This is a genomic window from Bartonella sp. HY038 (assembly GCF_014117425.1).
Lineage (GTDB): Bacteria > Pseudomonadota > Alphaproteobacteria > Rhizobiales > Rhizobiaceae > HY038.
Window position 1 is genome coordinate 2,495,834 of sequence record NZ_CP059725.1, and the last position, 19,749, is coordinate 2,515,582.

General features: G+C 40.3%; 18 protein-coding genes. 9 read left to right on the forward strand and 9 right to left on the reverse strand.

Annotated features, from left to right (window positions below):
• Positions 1 to 29: 29 nt before the first annotated feature.
• Positions 30 to 1,496 carry a nucleobase:cation symporter-2 family protein gene (locus H3299_RS10795; protein ID WP_182417671.1) on the forward strand — a complete coding sequence of 489 codons (1,467 nt, stop codon included), beginning with the start codon at positions 30 to 32 and terminating at the stop codon, positions 1,494 to 1,496.
• Positions 1,497 to 1,544: 48 nt separating this feature from the next.
• Here H3299_RS10795 and H3299_RS10800 read toward each other — a convergent pair whose 3' ends face one another.
• Positions 1,545 to 1,817 (reverse strand): hypothetical protein, encoded by a 273-nt coding sequence (locus H3299_RS10800; RefSeq protein WP_182417672.1) that lies wholly within the window; start codon positions 1,815 to 1,817, stop codon positions 1,545 to 1,547.
• A gap of 502 nt (positions 1,818 to 2,319) precedes the next feature.
• Here H3299_RS10800 and H3299_RS10805 point away from each other — a divergent pair.
• Both H3299_RS10805 and H3299_RS10810 read left to right on the forward strand, forming a co-directional pair.
• Entirely contained in the window at positions 2,320 to 2,781 is a 462-nt protein-coding gene (locus H3299_RS10805; RefSeq protein WP_182417673.1) for a hypothetical protein, read from the forward strand.
• A gap of 340 nt (positions 2,782 to 3,121) precedes the next feature.
• Positions 3,122 to 3,571, forward strand: a complete 450-nt coding sequence (locus H3299_RS10810) for a DUF4279 domain-containing protein (protein ID WP_182417674.1) — start codon at positions 3,122 to 3,124, stop codon at positions 3,569 to 3,571.
• Between the two features lie 175 nt (positions 3,572 to 3,746).
• Here the strand turns inward: H3299_RS10810 and H3299_RS10815 are convergent, their stop codons facing one another.
• Genes H3299_RS10815 through argJ form a run of 3 tightly spaced genes read right to left on the reverse strand, consistent with a single transcriptional unit; the run spans position 3,747 to position 6,228 of the window.
• Positions 3,747 to 4,151, reverse strand: a complete 405-nt coding sequence (locus H3299_RS10815; RefSeq protein WP_182417675.1) for a (deoxy)nucleoside triphosphate pyrophosphohydrolase — start codon at positions 4,149 to 4,151, stop codon at positions 3,747 to 3,749.
• Between the two features lie 45 nt (positions 4,152 to 4,196).
• The gene (locus H3299_RS10820; protein ID WP_182417676.1) at positions 4,197 to 5,006 is read right to left on the reverse strand and encodes an N-acetyltransferase; all 810 of its coding nucleotides are present in this window, start codon (positions 5,004 to 5,006) and stop codon (positions 4,197 to 4,199) included.
• The gene (gene argJ / locus H3299_RS10825; RefSeq protein WP_182419742.1) at positions 4,987 to 6,228 is read right to left on the reverse strand and encodes a bifunctional glutamate N-acetyltransferase/amino-acid acetyltransferase ArgJ; all 1,242 of its coding nucleotides are present in this window, start codon (positions 6,226 to 6,228) and stop codon (positions 4,987 to 4,989) included. The genes H3299_RS10820 and argJ overlap by 20 nt, the downstream gene beginning before the upstream one ends.
• Before the next feature lie 598 nt (positions 6,229 to 6,826).
• On the opposite strand from argJ, the gene H3299_RS10830 reads away from it, so the two are divergent.
• Together H3299_RS10830 and H3299_RS10835 are read left to right on the forward strand one after the other, a co-directional pair.
• On the forward strand, positions 6,827 to 7,426 hold the full coding sequence (locus tag H3299_RS10830; RefSeq protein WP_182417677.1) for a transglutaminase-like cysteine peptidase: 600 nt from the start codon (positions 6,827 to 6,829) through the stop codon (positions 7,424 to 7,426).
• A gap of 73 nt (positions 7,427 to 7,499) precedes the next feature.
• A complete protein-coding gene (locus tag H3299_RS10835) occupies positions 7,500 to 7,889 on the forward strand; it encodes a hypothetical protein (protein ID WP_182417678.1) in 390 nt (129 codons plus the stop codon).
• 102 nt (positions 7,890 to 7,991) lie between these two features.
• On the opposite strand, the gene H3299_RS10840 is transcribed toward H3299_RS10835, so the two are convergent.
• Genes H3299_RS10840 through fdnG form a run of 3 tightly spaced genes read right to left on the reverse strand, consistent with a single transcriptional unit; the run spans position 7,992 to position 12,731 of the window.
• Positions 7,992 to 8,702, reverse strand: a complete 711-nt coding sequence (locus H3299_RS10840; protein ID WP_182417679.1) for a formate dehydrogenase subunit gamma — start codon at positions 8,700 to 8,702, stop codon at positions 7,992 to 7,994.
• Positions 8,692 to 9,636 carry a formate dehydrogenase subunit beta gene (gene fdxH, locus H3299_RS10845; RefSeq protein ID WP_182417680.1) on the reverse strand — a complete coding sequence of 315 codons (945 nt, stop codon included), beginning with the start codon at positions 9,634 to 9,636 and terminating at the stop codon, positions 8,692 to 8,694. Before fdxH ends, H3299_RS10840 begins: the two co-directional genes overlap by 11 nt.
• 11 nt (positions 9,637 to 9,647) lie before the next feature.
• On the reverse strand, positions 9,648 to 12,731 hold the full coding sequence (fdnG, locus tag H3299_RS10850) for a formate dehydrogenase-N subunit alpha (RefSeq protein ID WP_182417681.1): 3,084 nt from the start codon (positions 12,729 to 12,731) through the stop codon (positions 9,648 to 9,650).
• Between the two features lie 497 nt (positions 12,732 to 13,228).
• Between fdnG and H3299_RS10855 the strand changes: the two genes are divergently transcribed.
• The gene (locus H3299_RS10855; RefSeq protein ID WP_371739845.1) at positions 13,229 to 13,459 is read left to right on the forward strand and encodes a DUF2093 domain-containing protein; all 231 of its coding nucleotides are present in this window, start codon (positions 13,229 to 13,231) and stop codon (positions 13,457 to 13,459) included.
• Positions 13,460 to 13,736: 277 nt separating this feature from the next.
• On the opposite strand, the gene H3299_RS10860 is transcribed toward H3299_RS10855, so the two are convergent.
• Positions 13,737 to 14,330 carry a Spy/CpxP family protein refolding chaperone gene (locus H3299_RS10860; RefSeq protein WP_182417683.1) on the reverse strand — a complete coding sequence of 198 codons (594 nt, stop codon included), beginning with the start codon at positions 14,328 to 14,330 and terminating at the stop codon, positions 13,737 to 13,739.
• Positions 14,331 to 14,842: 512 nt separating this feature from the next.
• Here H3299_RS10860 and H3299_RS10865 point away from each other — a divergent pair.
• The 3 genes from H3299_RS10865 (at position 14,843) to recR (ending at position 17,240) form a co-directional block, all read left to right on the forward strand.
• Entirely contained in the window at positions 14,843 to 15,283 is a 441-nt protein-coding gene (locus H3299_RS10865; protein ID WP_182417684.1) for a hypothetical protein, read from the forward strand.
• A gap of 348 nt (positions 15,284 to 15,631) precedes the next feature.
• Positions 15,632 to 16,252 carry a L,D-transpeptidase gene (locus tag H3299_RS10870; RefSeq protein ID WP_182417685.1) on the forward strand — a complete coding sequence of 207 codons (621 nt, stop codon included), beginning with the start codon at positions 15,632 to 15,634 and terminating at the stop codon, positions 16,250 to 16,252.
• Positions 16,253 to 16,634: 382 nt separating this feature from the next.
• Complete coding sequence (gene recR / locus H3299_RS10875; RefSeq protein ID WP_182417686.1) at positions 16,635 to 17,240, forward strand: recombination mediator RecR; 606 nt, start codon at positions 16,635 to 16,637, stop codon at positions 17,238 to 17,240.
• An 89-nt stretch (positions 17,241 to 17,329) separates the two neighbouring features.
• On the opposite strand, the gene H3299_RS10880 is transcribed toward recR, so the two are convergent.
• Positions 17,330 to 19,399, reverse strand: coding sequence for a TonB-dependent receptor domain-containing protein (locus H3299_RS10880; protein WP_182417687.1), 2,070 nt, complete (start codon positions 19,397 to 19,399; stop codon positions 17,330 to 17,332).
• Between the last annotated feature and the right edge of the window lie 350 nt (positions 19,400 to 19,749).

Below are 19,749 nucleotides of genomic sequence, written 5' to 3' on the forward strand. Positions count from 1 at the left end.
AAATTTCGCGTCAATTAAATAGGCCCATCATGACATCGCCCCAAGAAGCACCAATAACGCAACCCAACAATAGTGAACTTATTTATGGCATGGATGCTCGTCCAAAGCCGCATATTGCGTTTTTTGCGGCTTTTCAACATTTACTGGCGATTATTGTGCCGATTATTACACCGGGTTTTTTAATCTGTAACGCTGTTGGGCTTAATGATCGTGATACATCAATGATCCTGTCGATGTCACTGGTGATTTCTGGGATTGCTACCTTTGTGCAATGTCGCAAATTTGGCCCACTTGGCGCCGGCCTTTTAATTGTACAAGGAACAAGCTTCAACTTTGTTGGCCCACTTATTGCCGGCGGCGTTTTTATGGTAGAAAAAGGCGTTCCAGCTGAGCAAGTTATGGCAACCATTTTTGGTGTGGTTATAGCAGGTTCTTTCATTGAAATGGGCGTTTCGCGCATTTTACCCTTTGTGCGGCGCATGGTAACACCATTGGTGACGGGCATTGTTGTTTTAATTATCGGCCTTTCCCTCATTAAGGAAGGTTTGATAAGCATGGGTGGCGGTTATGCAGCCATGAAAAACGGTACTTTTGCCAGCCCTGATAATCTCATACTTTCATTAACCGTGTTTATTCTTATTATCATTTTTAATCGTATGAATTACATCTGGCTTCGCTCTAGTGCGATTATGCTCGCTTTGGTGGTTGGTTATATTCTAGCAGCACTCATGCGTGATTTAAATCTTGTCCCCTTAGCACAAGCCCCAATTTTTGAAATACCGCGCCCTATGCATTTTGGTATTTCATTTTCTTGGTCGCTATTTATTCCAATGATTGTTATCTATCTTGTTACATCGCTTGAAGCGGTTGGCGACATTACTGCAACCAGTAAAATCTCCAAAGAACCAGTTGAGGGTCCTAAATGGATGGAACGCATTAAGGGCGGCGTTTTAGTCAATGGCGCCAATTCGTTGCTTGCTGGCTTTTTCAACACTTTCCCAAGCTCCGTCTTTGCGCAAAATAACGGCATCATTCAATTAACTGGTGTTGCTAGCCGCTATGTTGGCCTTTGGATTGCTGCAATTTTGGTGATTCTTGGTCTATTCCCAATCTTTTCGGCTGTTATCCAGTCCTTGCCAGAAGCAGCCCTTGGCGGTGCAACTTTAATCATGTTTGGCTCGGTTGCCGCCTCAGGCATCAATATCCTATCAAGCATTAATCTTGATCGCCGTGCTTTACTGATTATTGCTGTATCTTTGGCATTAGGCCTTGGCATTGCACAAGTACCACAATTTATAGAAGCTTTCCCAATATCAGTAAATTTAATGATTTCCCATTTATTTTCATGGGTTGGCATTGAAACTGTACCAAGCTTTATTAGCGCTGTACCTGTTGTTATTGCCGATCTTATGCGCTCACCACTTGCCATGGGCGGCGTTACAGCAATTTTGCTTAATCTATTTATTCCAGAGAGCGAAGAAACAAAAGCGGCTTAAAAGCCGCTTTTAAACAGTTTTTCTTTTGATGCCTTTAAGCAATAAAGTTTATTGATTTGGCAAAATTGCTTTTACTGTAGATGAATCATTATTGGGTTTGATTGATCCAGTAATAGTTCGATCTGGTAAATTTGGGTAAAGATTACCAGACCACTGGTGATCTGCACGCTGCATTAAAAGAGGCACCAAAATAAGCCCTAACATTACAGCAGCCATGCCAAATAACAGAACAACGCGTAAAAAACCAACACCAGCTTTCATGGAATATTCGCCAGCCATGGAGCCAATATTTTCAAATTCTACGTTCTTTGCATGACGCATGATTAACTCCAAACTCGCTATTTAAGAAGTCTTACTTTTCTTAAAAGCTCTGCAGCTACGGAACAATTAAGGCGGAAACGCCAAATTTGCTCTAATATGACACCCAAATTATTTTGTATGACATTTACAACAAAATAATCGCATATTGGCATTATGCATCGATTCACCGCAAAAAGCCTGTCAAAAGCGAAAACATTCTTTATTAAAACGTGAGCGCCATGCATACAAAAAGAGCCAGTTTAAAATAAAATCGTTTAAAAACAGTATTATAACAATAAAAATACTGAATATTCATCATTTTTCAAGCAAAATAAAATATATTTATTGGTTAAAAAAGTGTTATAAAAAACTAATCCTGCTAATATCAACATCACTCTCCCAATAACCGCTCCAGAACAAGCGCTGGCTTAATTTTTTCATATTTTTCCTTTAATTTAAATTAGTTACCATATAGCAGAAAGCAAAAAATATAGTCTTTGTTCAAACTTCTAGAAGGATAAATATGTCTGATAATATACCCTATGTAGAAAAAATGATTAACGTCGGTGATATTGAAATTGGTGTTAAAGCAGAGCCGTTTAAGGTTTTAGATATCAATCAATATGATGATGGCAACCTTGAAATTGTATCAAGAATGTTTCTGTCTTTAAAATCAAAAAATAAGCCAGTTGTAGGTAGATTTTCAGAGGTTTTCTATCGAACATACGTAAAAATTTATGATGAAAATGGAAATGATATATCGAACATGCCTAGAAGAGCTTATTTTCCTTCTGATCATTTTAAAGAAGAAATTTTACAACCCAATGGGAAAAGAGAACTCGTTTTTTTAGCATATGCTAAGTACTTGAATACTAATAGCTCGAAATTTATTAATGTTGAAGTTATATTTTCCAATCAATTTAATACTTGGACACACCCATTTAATTTAAAAGTTCGCGTACCAGTAAATAAAAACTTCAATTAACATCAAGGCTTTTATAGATAATGATTTCTCCTTCTAGTATAAATCGTTCAATATCTCTATATATTAAAAAAGCATAGATACGAATTCAAAACCTGAATGGAAAATATTACATCAGCATTGCCCAATATTTAGATTATTTTTGAAAATATTTTTTTGCGTAAGAAAATGACTACTGGTTAAACTTTACTAGCCCGAACTTAATATTACTAAATAAAAGATATTAATATGTTTCTTTCACGAAGAAAAAATATGATATTTATATTTCTTAAGTTACCGCTAATGATATTAATAAATAAAATAAGAATGGGTATTATAGTTGTTGAATATACGAAATAGTTATATGTCAAACCAATTTGATGATGATTATGCGACATGTAAAAAATGTTATGTTTCTTTGTTAATATATCCTAATGATTATTCAATATTAGACATAACCCAAGGAATGAATATTCAACCAAAACAATCATTCCAAAAGGGCGATATTCGGATAACATCGAGGGGCATAAAAAAAACACATCAAAACTCTTTATGGCTATTGAGCAGTGAAGATTTTGTGAATTCTCTAGACATAAGAAGGCATTTAGGTTGGTTATTGAATGAGCTGAAACCATCAAAAAATTATTTACTACATTTGCAAAAAGATGAAAAAATTCAGATGTATGTTAAAGGCATCTGGTGGTCGAAATTTGGAGATGGCGGTCCAATGATTTGGCCGGAACATATGGCGCTTTTGGCGGAAATGAATTTAGAGTTAGGCTTTGAAATATCTTTTTTTGGTGAAGACAAATGATGACACAGCCCATCACTCTAATAGGTCACATATCTATTTTGCGCTAAGGTTAATCTTGATCCGCACCTTTATATTGGTAAATCCGTGACTGACACGGAATAGTGTCTTGTAAAGGCAAATGGTCTACCCATCGCAACGAACCAAATTCATGCGTCGCCCAGCTCTCTCCAAATAGTTATCCCAAAAGGTCACGTAAAACTGGAATAAGGGGCAGATCTGCAGGAGGCATAGGATAATCTTGTAACTTATCCGCCCGCACCCATTTTAACGCTTGCCCCTCGCGTCCGCTCGCAATCCCCTCAAAACGCCGACAAATATAGAGTGGCATCAATAAATGAAAATCATCATAAGTGTGGCTCGCAAAACTTAATGGCGCTAAGCAATCAATCTTAGTGGTAATGCCAAGTTCTTCATGAAGCTCGCGGATGAGAGCTGCTTCTGGCTCCTCGCCCTGTTCAACCTTTCCGCCTGGAAATTCCCAAAGCCCTGCAAGGTTTTTACCTTCTGGTCGCTGTGCCAATAAAATACGATTATCGGCATCAATAAGTGCGCAAGCAACAACCAATAATAATTTTTTCATATAATTTCCAATATCACGGTGATGTGGGATTTCACGTTTAAATTTTTAATCGACTATATAGTAATCATAAGCATAGATTTTTTTAAAACCAAAGCTTTTATAAAGATGCAAAGCTGTTGCATTTGTGCTTTCAATTTGTAGCCAAACAAAGCGAATAGCGTCAAAAAGCCGTAAATATTCCAAAACAGCATTAAAACTTTGCCTTCCCAAACCTTGCCCACGCATATTTGGTGCAAGTGCAAAATCAAACATTCCGATCATGCCATTGTCTTCCACCAAAAATATATTGGCAAAAATTTGGCCATTTATTTTAAAAATCAGCGGATATGACTTTGCTTCACAGCGCTGCACCAATTGATTTAGCGGCTTAACTTCGCTTGGCTTTGCTTGATGATGGGCAATCGAAATCTCAGCATAAAGCTGTGGGTCAACAATTTCTATCGACATATCGCCAATTGTAACACTTTCAGCAAATAGGTTAAGATCAGCAATTGGGCAATTGTCAAAGGTTGCAAGCACATCCCTGCCCTTTAAATCCAACACATAAACCCCAACACTCGCCAAAGCTTTCCACTGGTGGCGCTCGACATAATTTAAAATCTTTGGCGCACTTAATGGAATAAGCCGCATGGCCAAAGGCTTTTCTAAATGGCTTCCACAATGGGCAAGCACTCGCTGCTCAATATCATGATCATCAGCCATATTAAGCGGCGTCACATTATTTAAGCGTTTAAATGGGCTGTCTGGTGTTTTGCGCACCAGCCAACCACCGTCATAATAAGACGTTTCAGCAACCCAACTACGATAATAACTATCTTCAAGCTGTTGGATAAGATTAGCTACGGTAGTCGCCATTGATTGCCACATATTCCTTAGTTAAATCACAAGTCCAAACCGTTGCCTCACCATTGCCAAGGCCGATATCAACGCCAATCAATACTTCACTATTTTTCATATAATTTGATGTCGCCTCTTCACTATAATCGGGGTCACGTTCACCATCAACCGCAACGCGAATGTCACCGAACCAAATTGCTAACCGGTCACGATCTGCTTCTTCCCCTGCCTTACCAACGGCCATAACCACCCGCCCCCAATTGGCGTCTTCACCAGCAACAGCAGTTTTGACCAATGGCGAATTTGCAATCGACATAGCAATTTTTTTGGCAGCTTTATTATCGGTGGCTCCACGCACACTAATTTTTATAAGCTTTCTTGCCCCTTCTCCATCGCTTGCGACTTGCACAGCAAGGTCTTGCAACACATCATTAAGAGCTGCTTTAAACACCGCAAAACGCGGATCAGCTTCATCGCTTATTGGCTTGACGCCTTGTTCCAAAGCCGTACCGGTTGCAAATAGCAGCAAAGTATCAGATGTTGATGTATCGCTATCAACGGTAATTGAATTAAAGCTGATTTCAGTACCAGTGCTCAACGCCTTTTGTAATAATGTGCTTTCAATTGGCGCATTAGTCACGACGAAAGACAACATGGTTGCCATATCAGGCGCAATCATGCCTGCGCCTTTTGCCATACCATTAATGGTGAGCTTAACGCCATCAATCTCAAAGCTACGCGTTGCCACTTTGGGAAATGTGTCAGTCGTCATAATCGCACGCGCCGCATCAAGCCAATAATCTTCGCGCATTGTTTCAACCATGCCATCCAAAACATTGGTAATGCGGCTTGCATCCAATGGTTCGCCAATAACACCCGTAGAAGCAAGATAAATTTCATCCTCACGGCATGATAAAATAGATGCTGCTGCTTCTGCCGTTTTTGTAGTGGTGACCTTGCCCTTTTTACCCGTAAATGCATTAGCATTACCGGAGTTAACCACAACAGCTTTTGCTTTACCATGGGCAAGCGACGCGCGGCAATGATCGACAGTTGCCGAAGGGCAGCGCGAACGCGTAAACACACCTGCAACATCAGCAGGTTGATCAAAAACGAGAAATAATAAATCAGTACGGTTTTTATATTTAATGCCAGCCTGTGCTGTTGCCATGCGCACGCCTTTTAGGCTTGGCATATCAGGATAGGATTGTGGCGCAAGAGGCGAAATAGCTGTCATAATATAGCTTTCCTTTTAAAGACTTAAAACCGTAAAACAAAAATGATAGGCGAAATAGCAAAGCAAGTGTAGAGCATTTTATACGAAAGTGAAGAAATTTTTAAACCAAAAATCACTGCACAAACACTTTTATCTAAGGCCTTTTTCTATAAATTCATCAGTGAGAATCACCTTGAAAGCTAATCTATACCACTCTCTTACTACTTTATATGAACCGTCGTTTTGCGTTAACTAATAGACCGTTGAAAAATACGAAATATGCATATCTACTAATGTTTATACCAAACCCAACCAACTTGTTAAAATTTAAGGTGTGGATGATGCTTATACTCTGTTCAACAACTCTTGATTAAAGCTGTAACAATTATTGCAAAACTCATCAAGTAATTGATTTACAATAATTTTATTTATTAACCATTTTTTAATAATTATGCAATTGTGGCTTTTGTGCCATTGACAGCCCCCCCTTAAGCAGTGTTAACCTTTTGTTAATAATTCGCCAAAGACATGCCATAAAGACTAAAATCCATTGTTACAAAGTGGTTTTACCCCCAAATGGTTTTGTTAAAGTGATTTAAATTTTAAAACAGGTTAAGTTGTAATGCGTAAAATCTGCCAAATTGCTCTGCTTGCCACTAGCTTTTGCCTAACATCAGGTAGCCTTGCGCTTGCCAGTAGTCCATTCATGAAAACTGGTTTCATTACATCTCAACCAATTGGCCATTATGAATTTTGCCAAAGATTGCCGAAAGAGTGCAATCAAAAAGACCGCAATCCTGTTGCCATCAAACTAACCCAAGAAATTTGGGATAATATTTTGTTTGTGAATTATGATGTCAATACGCGTATCCGTCCAGCGACAGACATGGAACTTTACGGCAAGGAAGAATATTGGGCTTATCCTGTTGATGCAGGTGATTGTGAAGATTATGTGCTGTTAAAGCGCCGCGAGCTAAACCAACGCGGTATTCCCCTATCAAGCCTACTTATCACCGTTGTACGTAAACCTGATGGCGAAGGCCATTCAGTTCTCACTATTCGGACTGACCGTGGTGATTTTATTTTAGACAATTTGCGCGATAAGGTCTTGAATTGGAAAGATACTGAATATCTTTATCTTAAACGCCAATCAACCCAAAATACCGGTCAGTGGGTATCAATCGAACAACCAGAAGATTTGCTTGTTGGTGCGGTTAAATAGGGATAATTTGCAATCATTGCCGCATTAAATTTTGCCCAAAACATCTTATAAATGGCAGATAAAGAGCTTGCTGATGAATGATAATATTATTATTCAAAAATTGCGTAAACCTGTTGATGATCTAACGCAAGAATTATCACAGTTTGATGGCGATTTATGGAAAAAATCATCCCTTTCCTTGCATTATGATTTTAGTGAAATCGTCATTCATATTTTGATGCAAAAGGATGAAGATTTAGAGCAATGCTACCAAAAGGTTCGTGAACTATATCTTAACAAAGACCCAATTCTCTATTCCTTTGAAATAGATGCTTATTTCTTGGCCAAAGCGAATGATAATTGCTACCATCAATTTTCATTCATGTCATTTACCAATTTTTTAGCCGGTGAAACATTAGATGGGCCCTTAGACCCTGATATTTATGATGTTAGAGTGATCGACTATATTTCTAGCATGTTTTAATACAGCTATTCTATCAAAACATATAGCTTAATTTTGGAAAACCCGCGCTATAAAGGATTAAAGCACTTTAGCTTTAAGAGAGCCAAAGTGCTTTAAATTATCTTATTTCTTTGTCGTGTTATTTTGCTCTTCAGGTTCTTTAATAAGATCCTTATTGGCAATAATAGCACGGTACCATTTACGGTGGTGTTGCCAAGCAAAACCGCCAGTTACTTTGCCCTTTATCATCGCGCCCAATGACCCGCGAATCCAGTAAACCGCATACATGTGGAAAATCCAGATTGCGATAATAATAACCGCCATGAGCGAGTGAGCAAGCAAGGCATAGCGTTGCAACTCAATGCTGAAATATTGCGCAAAATAAGCTTGCCATACCATAAAGCCCGAAACGATAAGAATAATCAACCCCATCGACATTGCCCAGAAAATACATTTCTGGCCAAAATTATATTTGCCAATTTCAGGTAAGTTTTCTTCATGATTGCCAAGCACATCATGGACCTGCATAGCCCATTTTAAATCGGAATTTTCCCAAATGTTTAAACGCCAAAAACGGAAAAATAGGCCAGCGAAACTCAAAACCATCACAACGCCAATAAAGGGGTGAATGGCGCGTATAACCTGACCACCGCCAAAAAGATGGGCAATAAAAAACAAAGGTGGCCAATACATAGCAAGGCCAGTTAAAGCAAGTAAAATCATTGAACCAGCAGCGATCCAATGATTAATCCGCGCGCCAACGGTATAGCGGTTGACAATAACCGGTTCGCCATCGGTGACGATATCGCCTTTTTCGTAATATTTAAGCTTCATCTTCGGCCTCCTTCAAGGCTTCTTTAGCCTCGATCTCTTCCTTTTTCTTAACGCGGCTTGCACCAAACATCATAGCATGGGCAGCAGTGGCAACAATAGCACCGGTAATCGCGCTAATACCGACATATTTGGAAATGCCTTTCCATGTTTTAACAATCGGCGAGATTTTTGGTTCATCGGGCAAGTTAGCATAAATATGGGGTTGATCATTGTGATGTAAAATATACATCACATGAGTACCACCAACGCCTTGCGGATCATAAAGACCAGCATTGTCATAGCCACGAGACTTTAAATCCTTAATTCGATCTTGCGCATGGGCTTTCATATCGTCCTTGCTACCAAACATAATAGCTTCAGTTGGACAAGATTTGGCACAAGCGGGCGCTTGACCAACTGCCAAACGATCAGAGCAAAGAGTGCATTTATAAGCCTTATGGTCAACTTTTGAAATGCGCGGAATATTAAATGGACAGCCTTTAACGCAATAGCCGCAGCCAATGCACTTATCATGGACAAAATCAACGACACCATTTGAATATTGTACAATTGCCCCGGGAGATGGGCAAGCCGCAAGACAACCAGGCTCTGAGCAATGCATGCAGCCGTCCTTGCGGATAAGCCACTCAAACTGATCAGTTTCTGGATTAATCCATTCGGAAAAACGCATCAAAGTGAAAGCATCAGGCGAAAGATCATGAGGATTTTGGTACGACCCGACATTTTCTTCAATTGGCGGCGTTAACTCATTCCATTCTGTACAGGCTGATTGGCAGGCTTTGCAGCCAATGCAGCGTGACACGTCAATGAGCTTTGCAATTTCTTCAAGCTTTCGGCTAGGCTCCGGCAAATTAGATGCCGAAGCCTTGATGTAATCATCAGGACCAAATTTAGGTTTTATCTGTCCCTCGCTGGGAGGATTAATATTGACCATTTTCTTCCTCCTTAACTTACATCAACTGGCGCGCGTGATGGCTCGATATTGACAAGGAATGCCTTAAACTCCGGTGTATTGGAATTGGCATCGCCAACAAATGGTGTCAGCGAATTTGGACCAAAGCCCTTTTTCGCCGCGCCAACAAAGCCCCAATGCAATGGAATACCAATGACATGCACTTTTTGACCATCACAATCGAGTGGACGGATACGCTTGGTTACCAAGGCTTTAGCAAAGACACTGCCGCGCTTATTCCAAACACGCACCCAACCGCCGCGCTCAATTTTCTTTTCTTCCGCCAATTCTTCCGAAATTTCGACAAAGAATTGCGGCTGCAAAGCAGCATTAACCGGATTATTCTTAGTCCAATAATGGAAATGCTCGGTCAAGCGATAAGATGTCGCCGCATAAGGGAATTCAGAACGATCTCCCAATTGAGCTAAATCTTTCTCAAAGATACGCGCCACCGGATTGCCGCGAATATGCGGAGCAATCAAATTGGTCATTGGTGATTCAAATGGCTCATAATGAACAGGGAATGGTCCATCACGCAAACCTGCCAATGAGAATAACCGCGCACTACCTTCGGCATTCATAATGAAGGGGCCGACACTGCGTGGATCAGAGGTTGGTGTAGTATCTGGAACGTCAAAACCGCCCCATTTTTCACCATCCCACTCAATAATCTTACGATCCTTATCCCAAGGCTTACCATCAAGATCGGCAGAAGCGCGATTATAGATAATACGCCGATTGGCTGGCCATGCAAAAGTCCATTTTTGATAAAGACCGGCATTGTCATAGTCGGTATTATCGCGCCGTGCCATGATATTGCCGTCCTCGGTATAAGAACCGGCATAAATCCAGCAACCACTTGCGGTTGTACCATCATTCCGCAATGCGGCGAAACCACCAATCTGCTTGCCTTTTTCAAGGATTTTCTTGGTTGGATCCTTGTCATCATAAACGTCTTCAAGGACATAACCATTCATTTCCTTGGCAAGTTCATGAGGCGATGGATCTTCTGGATCTTCATAAGGCCAATGAAGATTGACGATAGGATCTGGGAACACACCGCCTTCTTCTTGGTAAAGCTTTTTCAAGCGCAAGCCAATTTGTGCCATAATCCAAGTATCAAACTTTGCTTCACCAGGAGGATTTTGCCCTGCCCAATGCCATTGCAACCAACGACCAGAATTCACCACTGCGCCTTCATCTTCGGCAAAGCAGCTAGTTGGGAATTGGAATACTTCAGTTTGAATATCTTTGGGATCATAATTGTTAAAATCACCATGATTTTCCCAAAAACGTGCTGTTTCCGTTTCTAACGGATCCATCACCACCAAATATTTCAACTTAGACAACGCACGCTGTACCTTAGCGCGATTAGGGAAGGATAAAACCGCGTTAAAGCCTTGACAGAAATAGCCCGTCATCTGGCCGTTATCCATCATTTCAAAAGCTTTTAGAATGTCATAATTGGCAATATCTAGCTTTGGCAGATAGTCATAGGCCCAATCATTTTCTTTTGTTGCAGCTTTGCCCCACATTGACTTTTGGAAGGAAACAAAGAATTTGTCATAATTCTTCCAATAGCTTACCTGATTTGGTCGCAAAGGCTTAAATTGGCGGGTTGAAAGATAGGTCTTTAAATCAACCTCTTTTTCATTAGGTATATTCATATAGCCCGGCAATAGATTGGACATCAAGCCAACATCGGTAAGACCTTGAATATTTGAGTGACCACGCAAGGCATTCATGCCGCCGCCGCGTACACCAATATTACCAAGGATAAGCTGAAGCATCGCCATGGTACGAATATTTTGCGAGCCTTTAGAATGCTGTGTCCAACCAAGCGCATACATGGAGGTCATGTTTTTGGTTGGGCTTGAACATTCGGCAATCATTTCGCAAATTTTACGATATTTGTCTATAGGTGTACCACAAATGCGGTTTACCAATTCAGGCGTATATTGTGCGACATGTTTGCGCAAAAGCTGCCAGACACAGCGCGGATGCTGCAATGTCTCGTCAATTTTTGCAAAGCCATCATCGCCCATTTCATAGGCCCAACTAGATGTATCATAACTGCGGCTTTCTTCATCATAACCGCTAAACAGACCATCCTTGTACTCAAACGTATCCTTAATAATAAAGGCAGCATTGGTATAATGGCGCACATATTCCCACTGCACTTTATCGTTTTCCATGCAGTAGCGGATAACACCAAGCAAGAATGCAATGTCACTGCCCTGACGGATAGGCGCATAATAATCTGCCACCGATGCCGAACGGGTAAAACGCGGATCAACAACAATGAGTTTCGCACCCCGATGCTCTTTAGCATGAGTTACCCATTTGAAGCCGCAAGGATGCGCTTCAGCAGCGTTGCCGCCCATAATAATGGCAAGATCAGTTGCACGGATATCTGTCCATGCATTCGTCATTGCACCACGACCAAATGTTGGGCCCAGACTGGACACCGTTGGGCCGTGTCAAACGCGTGCCTGATTATCAAAAACCAGCATGCCTGACGAGCGCACTACCTTATAGGTAAGAAAAGCCGTTTCATTGGTTGTTGCAGAAGCTGCAAGAAAACCAGTTGAAATCCAACGATTAACCGTTTGACCTTTTTCATTTTTCTCGACAAAATTTTTATCGCGATCATCTTTCATATAGCGGGCAATTTTATCCAGAGCCTCGCCCCAGCTAATATCCTCAAAATGATCTGAACCGGGCTTACGAACTTTTGGTTTGGTTAAACGCGTTGGCGCATTAACCGTATTGAAAAGCGCCGCACCCTTTGGACATAAAGTACCACGATTGGTTGGATGATCAACATCGCCTTCAATATGAACGATTTTAGCATCACCCTTTTCCATAGTACCCTTAGCATAAAGGATAATACCACAGGCGACAGAACAATAGGTACAGGTATTGCGGGTTTGCTGAGTGGCGGCTAGGCGGTAAGGACGAATGGCACTATGCACAGCAGCTTCTGCCTCATCAAAACCTAGCGCGCCAAGCGCTGTTACAGCAACCCCCGCGCCTGCACCCTTTAAAAAGGCGCGCCGCGAGATCTCAAAATTCATGGCGGGTATCCTCCATCTCTATCAACATATTGGTGAATTATTGTTTTTTTAGCTTCACCAACCTGCTGTTAAAACATTGCTTTATTTTGCGGCGCTCAGCTTTGCATCCTTGAACCTTAGTTCTCTAACCATAGATTCCAGCAAGGCAAGTACCTATTTAAAGGCGCATGCATAGAATTATTCTAACACAATGTCAAAGAATTAGAACGGTTAAAAGTCAATTCTAGGTGAGAATATCAATTTACACTGATTTTCTTGTGTAACAGCCTCTAATGAGATGAAGAATGTTTCAATTTGAAGCAGTTATCGCTTTAATGAAAATCACAGCCTTTAGAACCAATAAGTGATTATTGAACATTTTTTACAGGCTTTTAAAAGCACTGGTTGCATTTAAAACATTGGTCACCAGAAAACTATTTGCAAAACGAACAAATTATTCTATTGATAATACAAAATGATGGCATAAAAACTGCGCCTAAAAGGATTTTAACATGGATATGAACAATTTACGCGGCAATGAAGCTAAGCTTCAATATAAGGGTGGCGATTACGTTATTGAAATTCCAGGAACCTATGTTTTATGCGCTGTCAGCCGCGAGAAAATTCCTCTTGACGACTTAAGCTATTGGAATGTTGAACGGCAAGAAGCCTATGCAAGCTGTCAGATTTCCTATGAGCGTGAATTGGAATGTAATCCGCATTTGCGTGATGTGCTCACCAATACTTAAGGCGACAATTTGGGCGGCGACTGCTAACCCCTTGGATTATCCATTTAAACTTGCGTATTAAAGCATGGCTTTTATTTCTTGGCATATTTTAAAGCAAGACGTTTTCATCTTTGGTTAAAATTGCTTTCAGCACAGCCAAGCAATCAAATTAAGATTTATGCCTGCCTACTATAAAAAGCCACGCAGCTGCTTTTTTAACAGATGCGTGGTAAAGTATTAGGAGTTTTCAGGGTAGTAATTTAGTCAATTTTAAACAGCACAATGCTGTTAATTTTCATTATGGGCGCGGTTTATGCTGACCTTCTGGATGGGAAGGCTTACCATGATCTGGCTTTGCATGTGCCTTATGCTCGCCATCAGGCTTAACATGAGAAGGCTTCTTGTCACCAACATGCTCTGCTCGCATTTCACGAGCTAAATTATTTAAGCGCGCTAATTGTTCAGGTGTAAGTTTTTCACGAAGCTCTTCGGCGGCTTTTTTAAATGCCTTAGCCTTTTCAGCTTGTTCAATCATGCGATCGGCCATACGCTCACCTAGAATAAGCTCTTTGGGTCCGTCAGCAGTTTCACCATCGCGAGGCGCCTTATCCGCGTGTGGCGGCTCCGGCATTAAACCAACAAGTGCGGCAGTATAAGCACGCCAGCTATCCAACTGGTCAGATTTAATACCAATTGCTGTTTCAATTGCGGAAAGACGTTCAGCCATACGCAAAGCATGACGTTCTTCTCCTGCATGTCCACGCGGGCCGCTACCTACTGGCGCTTGCTCTGCATGAGGAGCTGTAGGCTTTGGAGCATCTGGCGCTGCGAATGCCAAACCTGGCAAAGCAAGAGCACCAACCATCATCGTAGAAAATAACATTTTTTTCATTTTTTACTCCATCACAATAATATTAATAATAATATAAAACCTAGTGTCCCAACCGGTGGCCCACCAACATTTGTTGAAGCTATTCTTCAATTTAATCATGTCTAAAATTAGCTTTAATTAAGTCAAAAATGTGTTTTGCCGTAAAATTAAGATTAATTATTTGCAATAAATCCATTAAATAAGATTAAAATTTTGTAATATTTTAATATTTTTTGAAAAAAACAGCTATAAATTTATAAAAATCATTAATATAAACTTTTTTAATATTATAATTTATTAAAAATAATTAATTTATGCCTATTTATAAATTTTTTTTATATAAATAAATTACATATAGTATTTAATTATTATCAAAATAGACATAACCCTATAGATGTCACGTAAACAGCTCATAGAAAATACCAACTCTATGACACACAAGAACTCTACTTGATCTTGTTCTTTAGGGCTATTATTATTCCATTTTACTTAAAGTCCTGACCCTAATTTCTAACGGTGCCAATATGGGATTTATGAACTATTCAATAATACTGCAACTTGATGAATCACGCTCGAAGCTTTTAACTTATATTGGAGATCTTGAAAATTATGGGTGGTCTTTGCAAGATACCAATGGTTATGCATGTTATAAGGATGAAAATGAAGACTGGCAGCAAGAAAAATATGACGCATCATTAAAAACCAAAATTGCATCATTCATCACCGACAAGAACTGCAATGATATAGCGTTTGAACTCTATTATAAAGATGCCAATGTCTGCGTAAGTTGCTACAAAGAGGATCACATCGCGTTTTTCTGTTTTCGCGATCGTATAGAGCGGCAATCAGATCGACACAAATCTATGCCAATTTGGGATGCAGCTTGGTATTTTGACCATCTCATCATGCCTATTTATGCGGCTCATCAATTATCCTATATTGGATATCAAATCTTGCAAAACGCTGATTATTAATAAGCTTGAAATTGCTCGCAAGCGACATACAATATTAATGGGCAAGGCCAACCTTATGTCATCGCTTTGACAATTTTTTTAAAATTTAAATGCCATTTAATATGATCTCACCCTTAAATTATTTATAAATATATTTATTTGCTTAAAAATAAACAAAGTATATCAAGGTTAATTCTATATTAATCATTATATCACCAAATTAGCTTAAATATTTAATCATATCAAATCATTATTCTGCATGCTCTTACTAATACAGCCAACAGAGTTCAATCACGGATAGTCTTGGCATAAATTTTGGGAGGCTGCATAATACATAAAGCATGATTTAAGTTAACATGGGATAATATAATGAAACTGAAACGAGTATTCAGCGGCTTAGCATTATTAGGAGCAGTGGCTACATCAGCTTGTGTAACCAGTGAAGGCCCCACTAGCTTTACATCAACCTATCCACTTGTTCGCGATGCGGGCTATACGATTCCAGCCATTGATCAAAGCAAAATAAAGCCAGAATTTCGCCGCCAAGTGGTTAGTTACCCAACCACAGAAAAAACCGGCACTTTGATCGTTGATACTAAGAGTAAATTTTTATTCCGCGTTATGCCAAATGGCAAAGCCATGCGTTATGGTATCGGCGTTGGACGTGATGGTTTTCGCTGGTCTGGCACTGCTTATATTGGGCAAAAAAAGGAATGGCCAACCTGGACACCACCTGCATCAATGGTACGCCGACAGCCGCAACTAAGACAATATGCTGGCGGTATGAAGCCGGGGCTTAATAATCCACTTGGGGCGCGGGCACTTTATTTATATAAAAATGGGCGCGACACTATTTACCGCTTACATGGCACACCAGAATGGTGGACAATTGGTAGCAATATATCATCAGGTTGTATTCGCTTAAACAATCAGGATGTGATCGACCTTTACAGCCACACTCCAACTGGCACCAAGGTTATTGTACAATAGGCAAATTTTGGTCTTTTATGATAATTTTTTATGATAAAAGACCAAATATTATAACCTTACCAAAGGCTAGCCAATACAAATTATCAACCACTTAGCAAATTTCTGTCTTTGATGCGATGCTTAACAACACTTGATAAAATTAATGCTGCCAATAGCTATAACTGCTTTTCCACCCTCATTATGCTAAATTTATAGCGAACTTATTTTTAAAAAGCCTAAAAACAAGTCTTTATAGATCTTTACGATTTCATGAAAATTAAACACCCCGATTTATCTTTGCAAAACACGCGATGGATAATTTTAAGTTAATTTTAGCCAAGCGTTCTTGATATGCTTCGCTCCATCCTCTATTTGAGTTACACCTGATGGAGAATAAATATCTATGTCGAAAACAATAGCTGGCCCTGAAATTGAGCGCCTTATCCAATTATTGGCGCGGGTGCCTGGGCTTGGGCCTCGTTCTGCGCGGCGAGCTGCATTGCAATTGGTTAAAAAGAAAGAAGCATTGTTAGCACCGCTTGCAAAAGCTATGCAAGATGCTGCCGATAATGTTAAGGTTTGTTCAGTTTGCGGTAATATTGATACAATAGATCCCTGCTCTATTTGCTGTGACCCAAAACGCGATGACGCTATTTTAATTGTTGTTGAAGATGTATCAGACCTTTGGGCACTGGAGCGAGCTGGTACCATGGCAGTAAAATATCACGTCCTTGGCGGCAGATTATCGCCCCTTGATGGTATTGGTCCCGATCAACTCAATATAAAATCATTGGTGAGCCGCGTTGCACAAGGTAATATAAAGGAAGTTATTTTAGCAGTAAATGCCACAGTAGAAGGCCAAACCACGGCCCATTATATCACAGACCTAATTGAAGAGTTCAACGTCAAGGTAACACGCCTTGCCCACGGTGTCCCAGTGGGTGGTGAGCTAGACTATCTTGATGATGGCACTCTTGCTGCCGCTCTTAAAGCTCGCACTAGCCTATAATACGATTTTCATCACAAAGGCTTTATCATAAAATTTTTAAGCACTTTATGAGGCGAGCCGATAGCAAATACCGGCTCGCTTTAATATTTTTAAAATTTAGCGGTTAAAGATACAAAATAGCTTCTGCCATTTTCAGCATAATTTGATTCAGCTTTTGGCTGGTTATCAAAAATATTGTTAATGCCTGCTCTTACCGTAAAGTTCTTGGTTGGATCATATTTTACCGAGAAATTGGTAATATTGTAAGCGGAAACATTTTGCGCTGATAAAGTTTCTGCAATAGTATAATCAACCTGCTTGCCATAAAAATCCATCGATGCGGTCATAGCAAGATTTTCTAGGGCTTGCCATGTTAACTCCGTATGGATTGAATATTCTGGATCTGCTGAAAGCGGCTGACCCGTTTCAAGGTTTTTTGACTCAATAAGATAGGTTGCCGTATTATTCCATGTCCAGTTAGGATGGAAATAAAGAGTGAAATTACCTTCAAGACCTTGCGTTCTTGCTCTATCGACATTGACCTGTTGCACATATTTCGTGCCATTAGGCATGATAAGAGTTGCGACGCGAGCTGAGGTAATCTTATCATCAATCTCATTATAGAAATAGGTAAGCCCGGCATCAAACATGGAATGCATGTAATAGCCGCCGACTTCGAAACTATTGCTTGTTTCAGGCTTCAAATTTGGGTTACCAACCATTTCGCATGGGCCGCCCACAGCACCGCAGCCGCGACCGCGTGATGTTTGCACCCAATGAGGGTTGAGCTGACGTAGATTTGGCGCTTTAAACGCCTGCGCCCAACCTGCCTTCAATGTTAAAGCGTCATTAACATTATAGTTGAAATAGACGCGTGGGCTGGTATGGGTACCAAATTTTTCATGGCGATCAACACGTAAGCCAAGGGTCATTTTCAATACATCAGTTAAATGAACCTGATCTTCAGCAAAAATAGCAGCCGTCCACATTGTTGTTTCTGGTGAGCCTTTTGTACCAAGCCACGTATTTAACTTGCCGGTGTTTTCATCATCGACCATTTTTTCGTGACGATAATCGCCACCAATAGTCAAATCCTGCTTAAAGCCCATCAGAGTAAGCGGCATAGAAAGCTTACCGTCAAGAGTTGCGGTAGTCACGGAAATAGCGGTTGAACCAGTGACTGCACCGGCACGGTTTGTAGTATTATGAAGATTTTTGGCTTCTTCAATTTGTCCCGTAACTGTTGATGTTCCAAAGCCCCAATCACCAATGTGACGAATAGAACCGTGAACACGACGAATTTCAGTTTCGCTATTATCTACTTCGTTAGGTTCAAGCCAAGGCTTGTATTTCTGCCTTGCTCCGCCACCTTCAAATTCAAAACGATGATCCTTATTTGGTGTCCAAGTGAAGCGACCATTAAGATCATAATCATCAACACCGCGTGGCACTTGTAGGCCATCATGGTCGTTAGGATTTGCTGGCTTTTGACGACCAATGCTACCAAACCCCATGAAGTCCAACTGACCGGGAACGATTGCACCACCAATAAAGCCCTTTGCTTTACGAGTTGTACCTGTGCCGCTGCTTGCTGGCGCAATATATTCGGTTGTTAATGAGCCAGTCCATTTACCTTCTGGACGTTTGGTGATGATATTGACAACACCGCCCAAGGCATCCGAACCATAAAGGGTTGACATTGGTCCGCGAACAACTTCAATGCGATCAATTGCATCAATTGGCACCCAATCAAGATCACCATTATAGTGACGCATCGTGGTAAGACCAGCGTTAACACGCTTTCCATCAATTAAAATAAGCGTATAGCCAGACCCCATGCCGCGCATACTAATGCCGCGTGTACCATCGCTACCAAAACCGACATTAACGCCCGGTACAGTACGCAAAATCTCAGTAATATCAGGCACTGCACGTTGTTGTAACTGCTCTTGCCCAACAACGGAAACACTGGCAGGCGCATCAACCAAATTTGTAGCAACAGATGTACCAGTAACAACAACCGTATCTAATAGCACAGTATTGCCGTTGCGACTTTGCCCTTCTTCTTCAGTGCTATCTGTTTGCTCGGCTGAAGTTTGAGCAAAAGATTGCGGTACTAACGATAACAGGCTTACCCCTACAATAAGCGCTCCTATCGTTGCTGATAGTTTCGTTTTCATTCCACTCTCCAAATATGATAATCGATGTCATATTAAAAGACTGATGAAATTAATTTTTTTTAATGTCAACAACTGGCAAGGCATAAAATACAGTTATTTAAGCGTCTTTAGACATATTATAAAAACGACAATGAAATATGGTTAAAATTTTATAAATTGAGCTAATATATTTGCAGCTTCAGCCCCCAAATTGTCCTGCATTTTTTCCAATATATAGTCAATCGAATCACAAATTAGGCTGAAAATCGACTATATTTTATATATTGCTATCATTACAGCGCTCTAATTTTCAACCACTGCATATTATGTCATTTTAGTTTTTTCCCGCTTAATAATTAGTCAAAAAACAG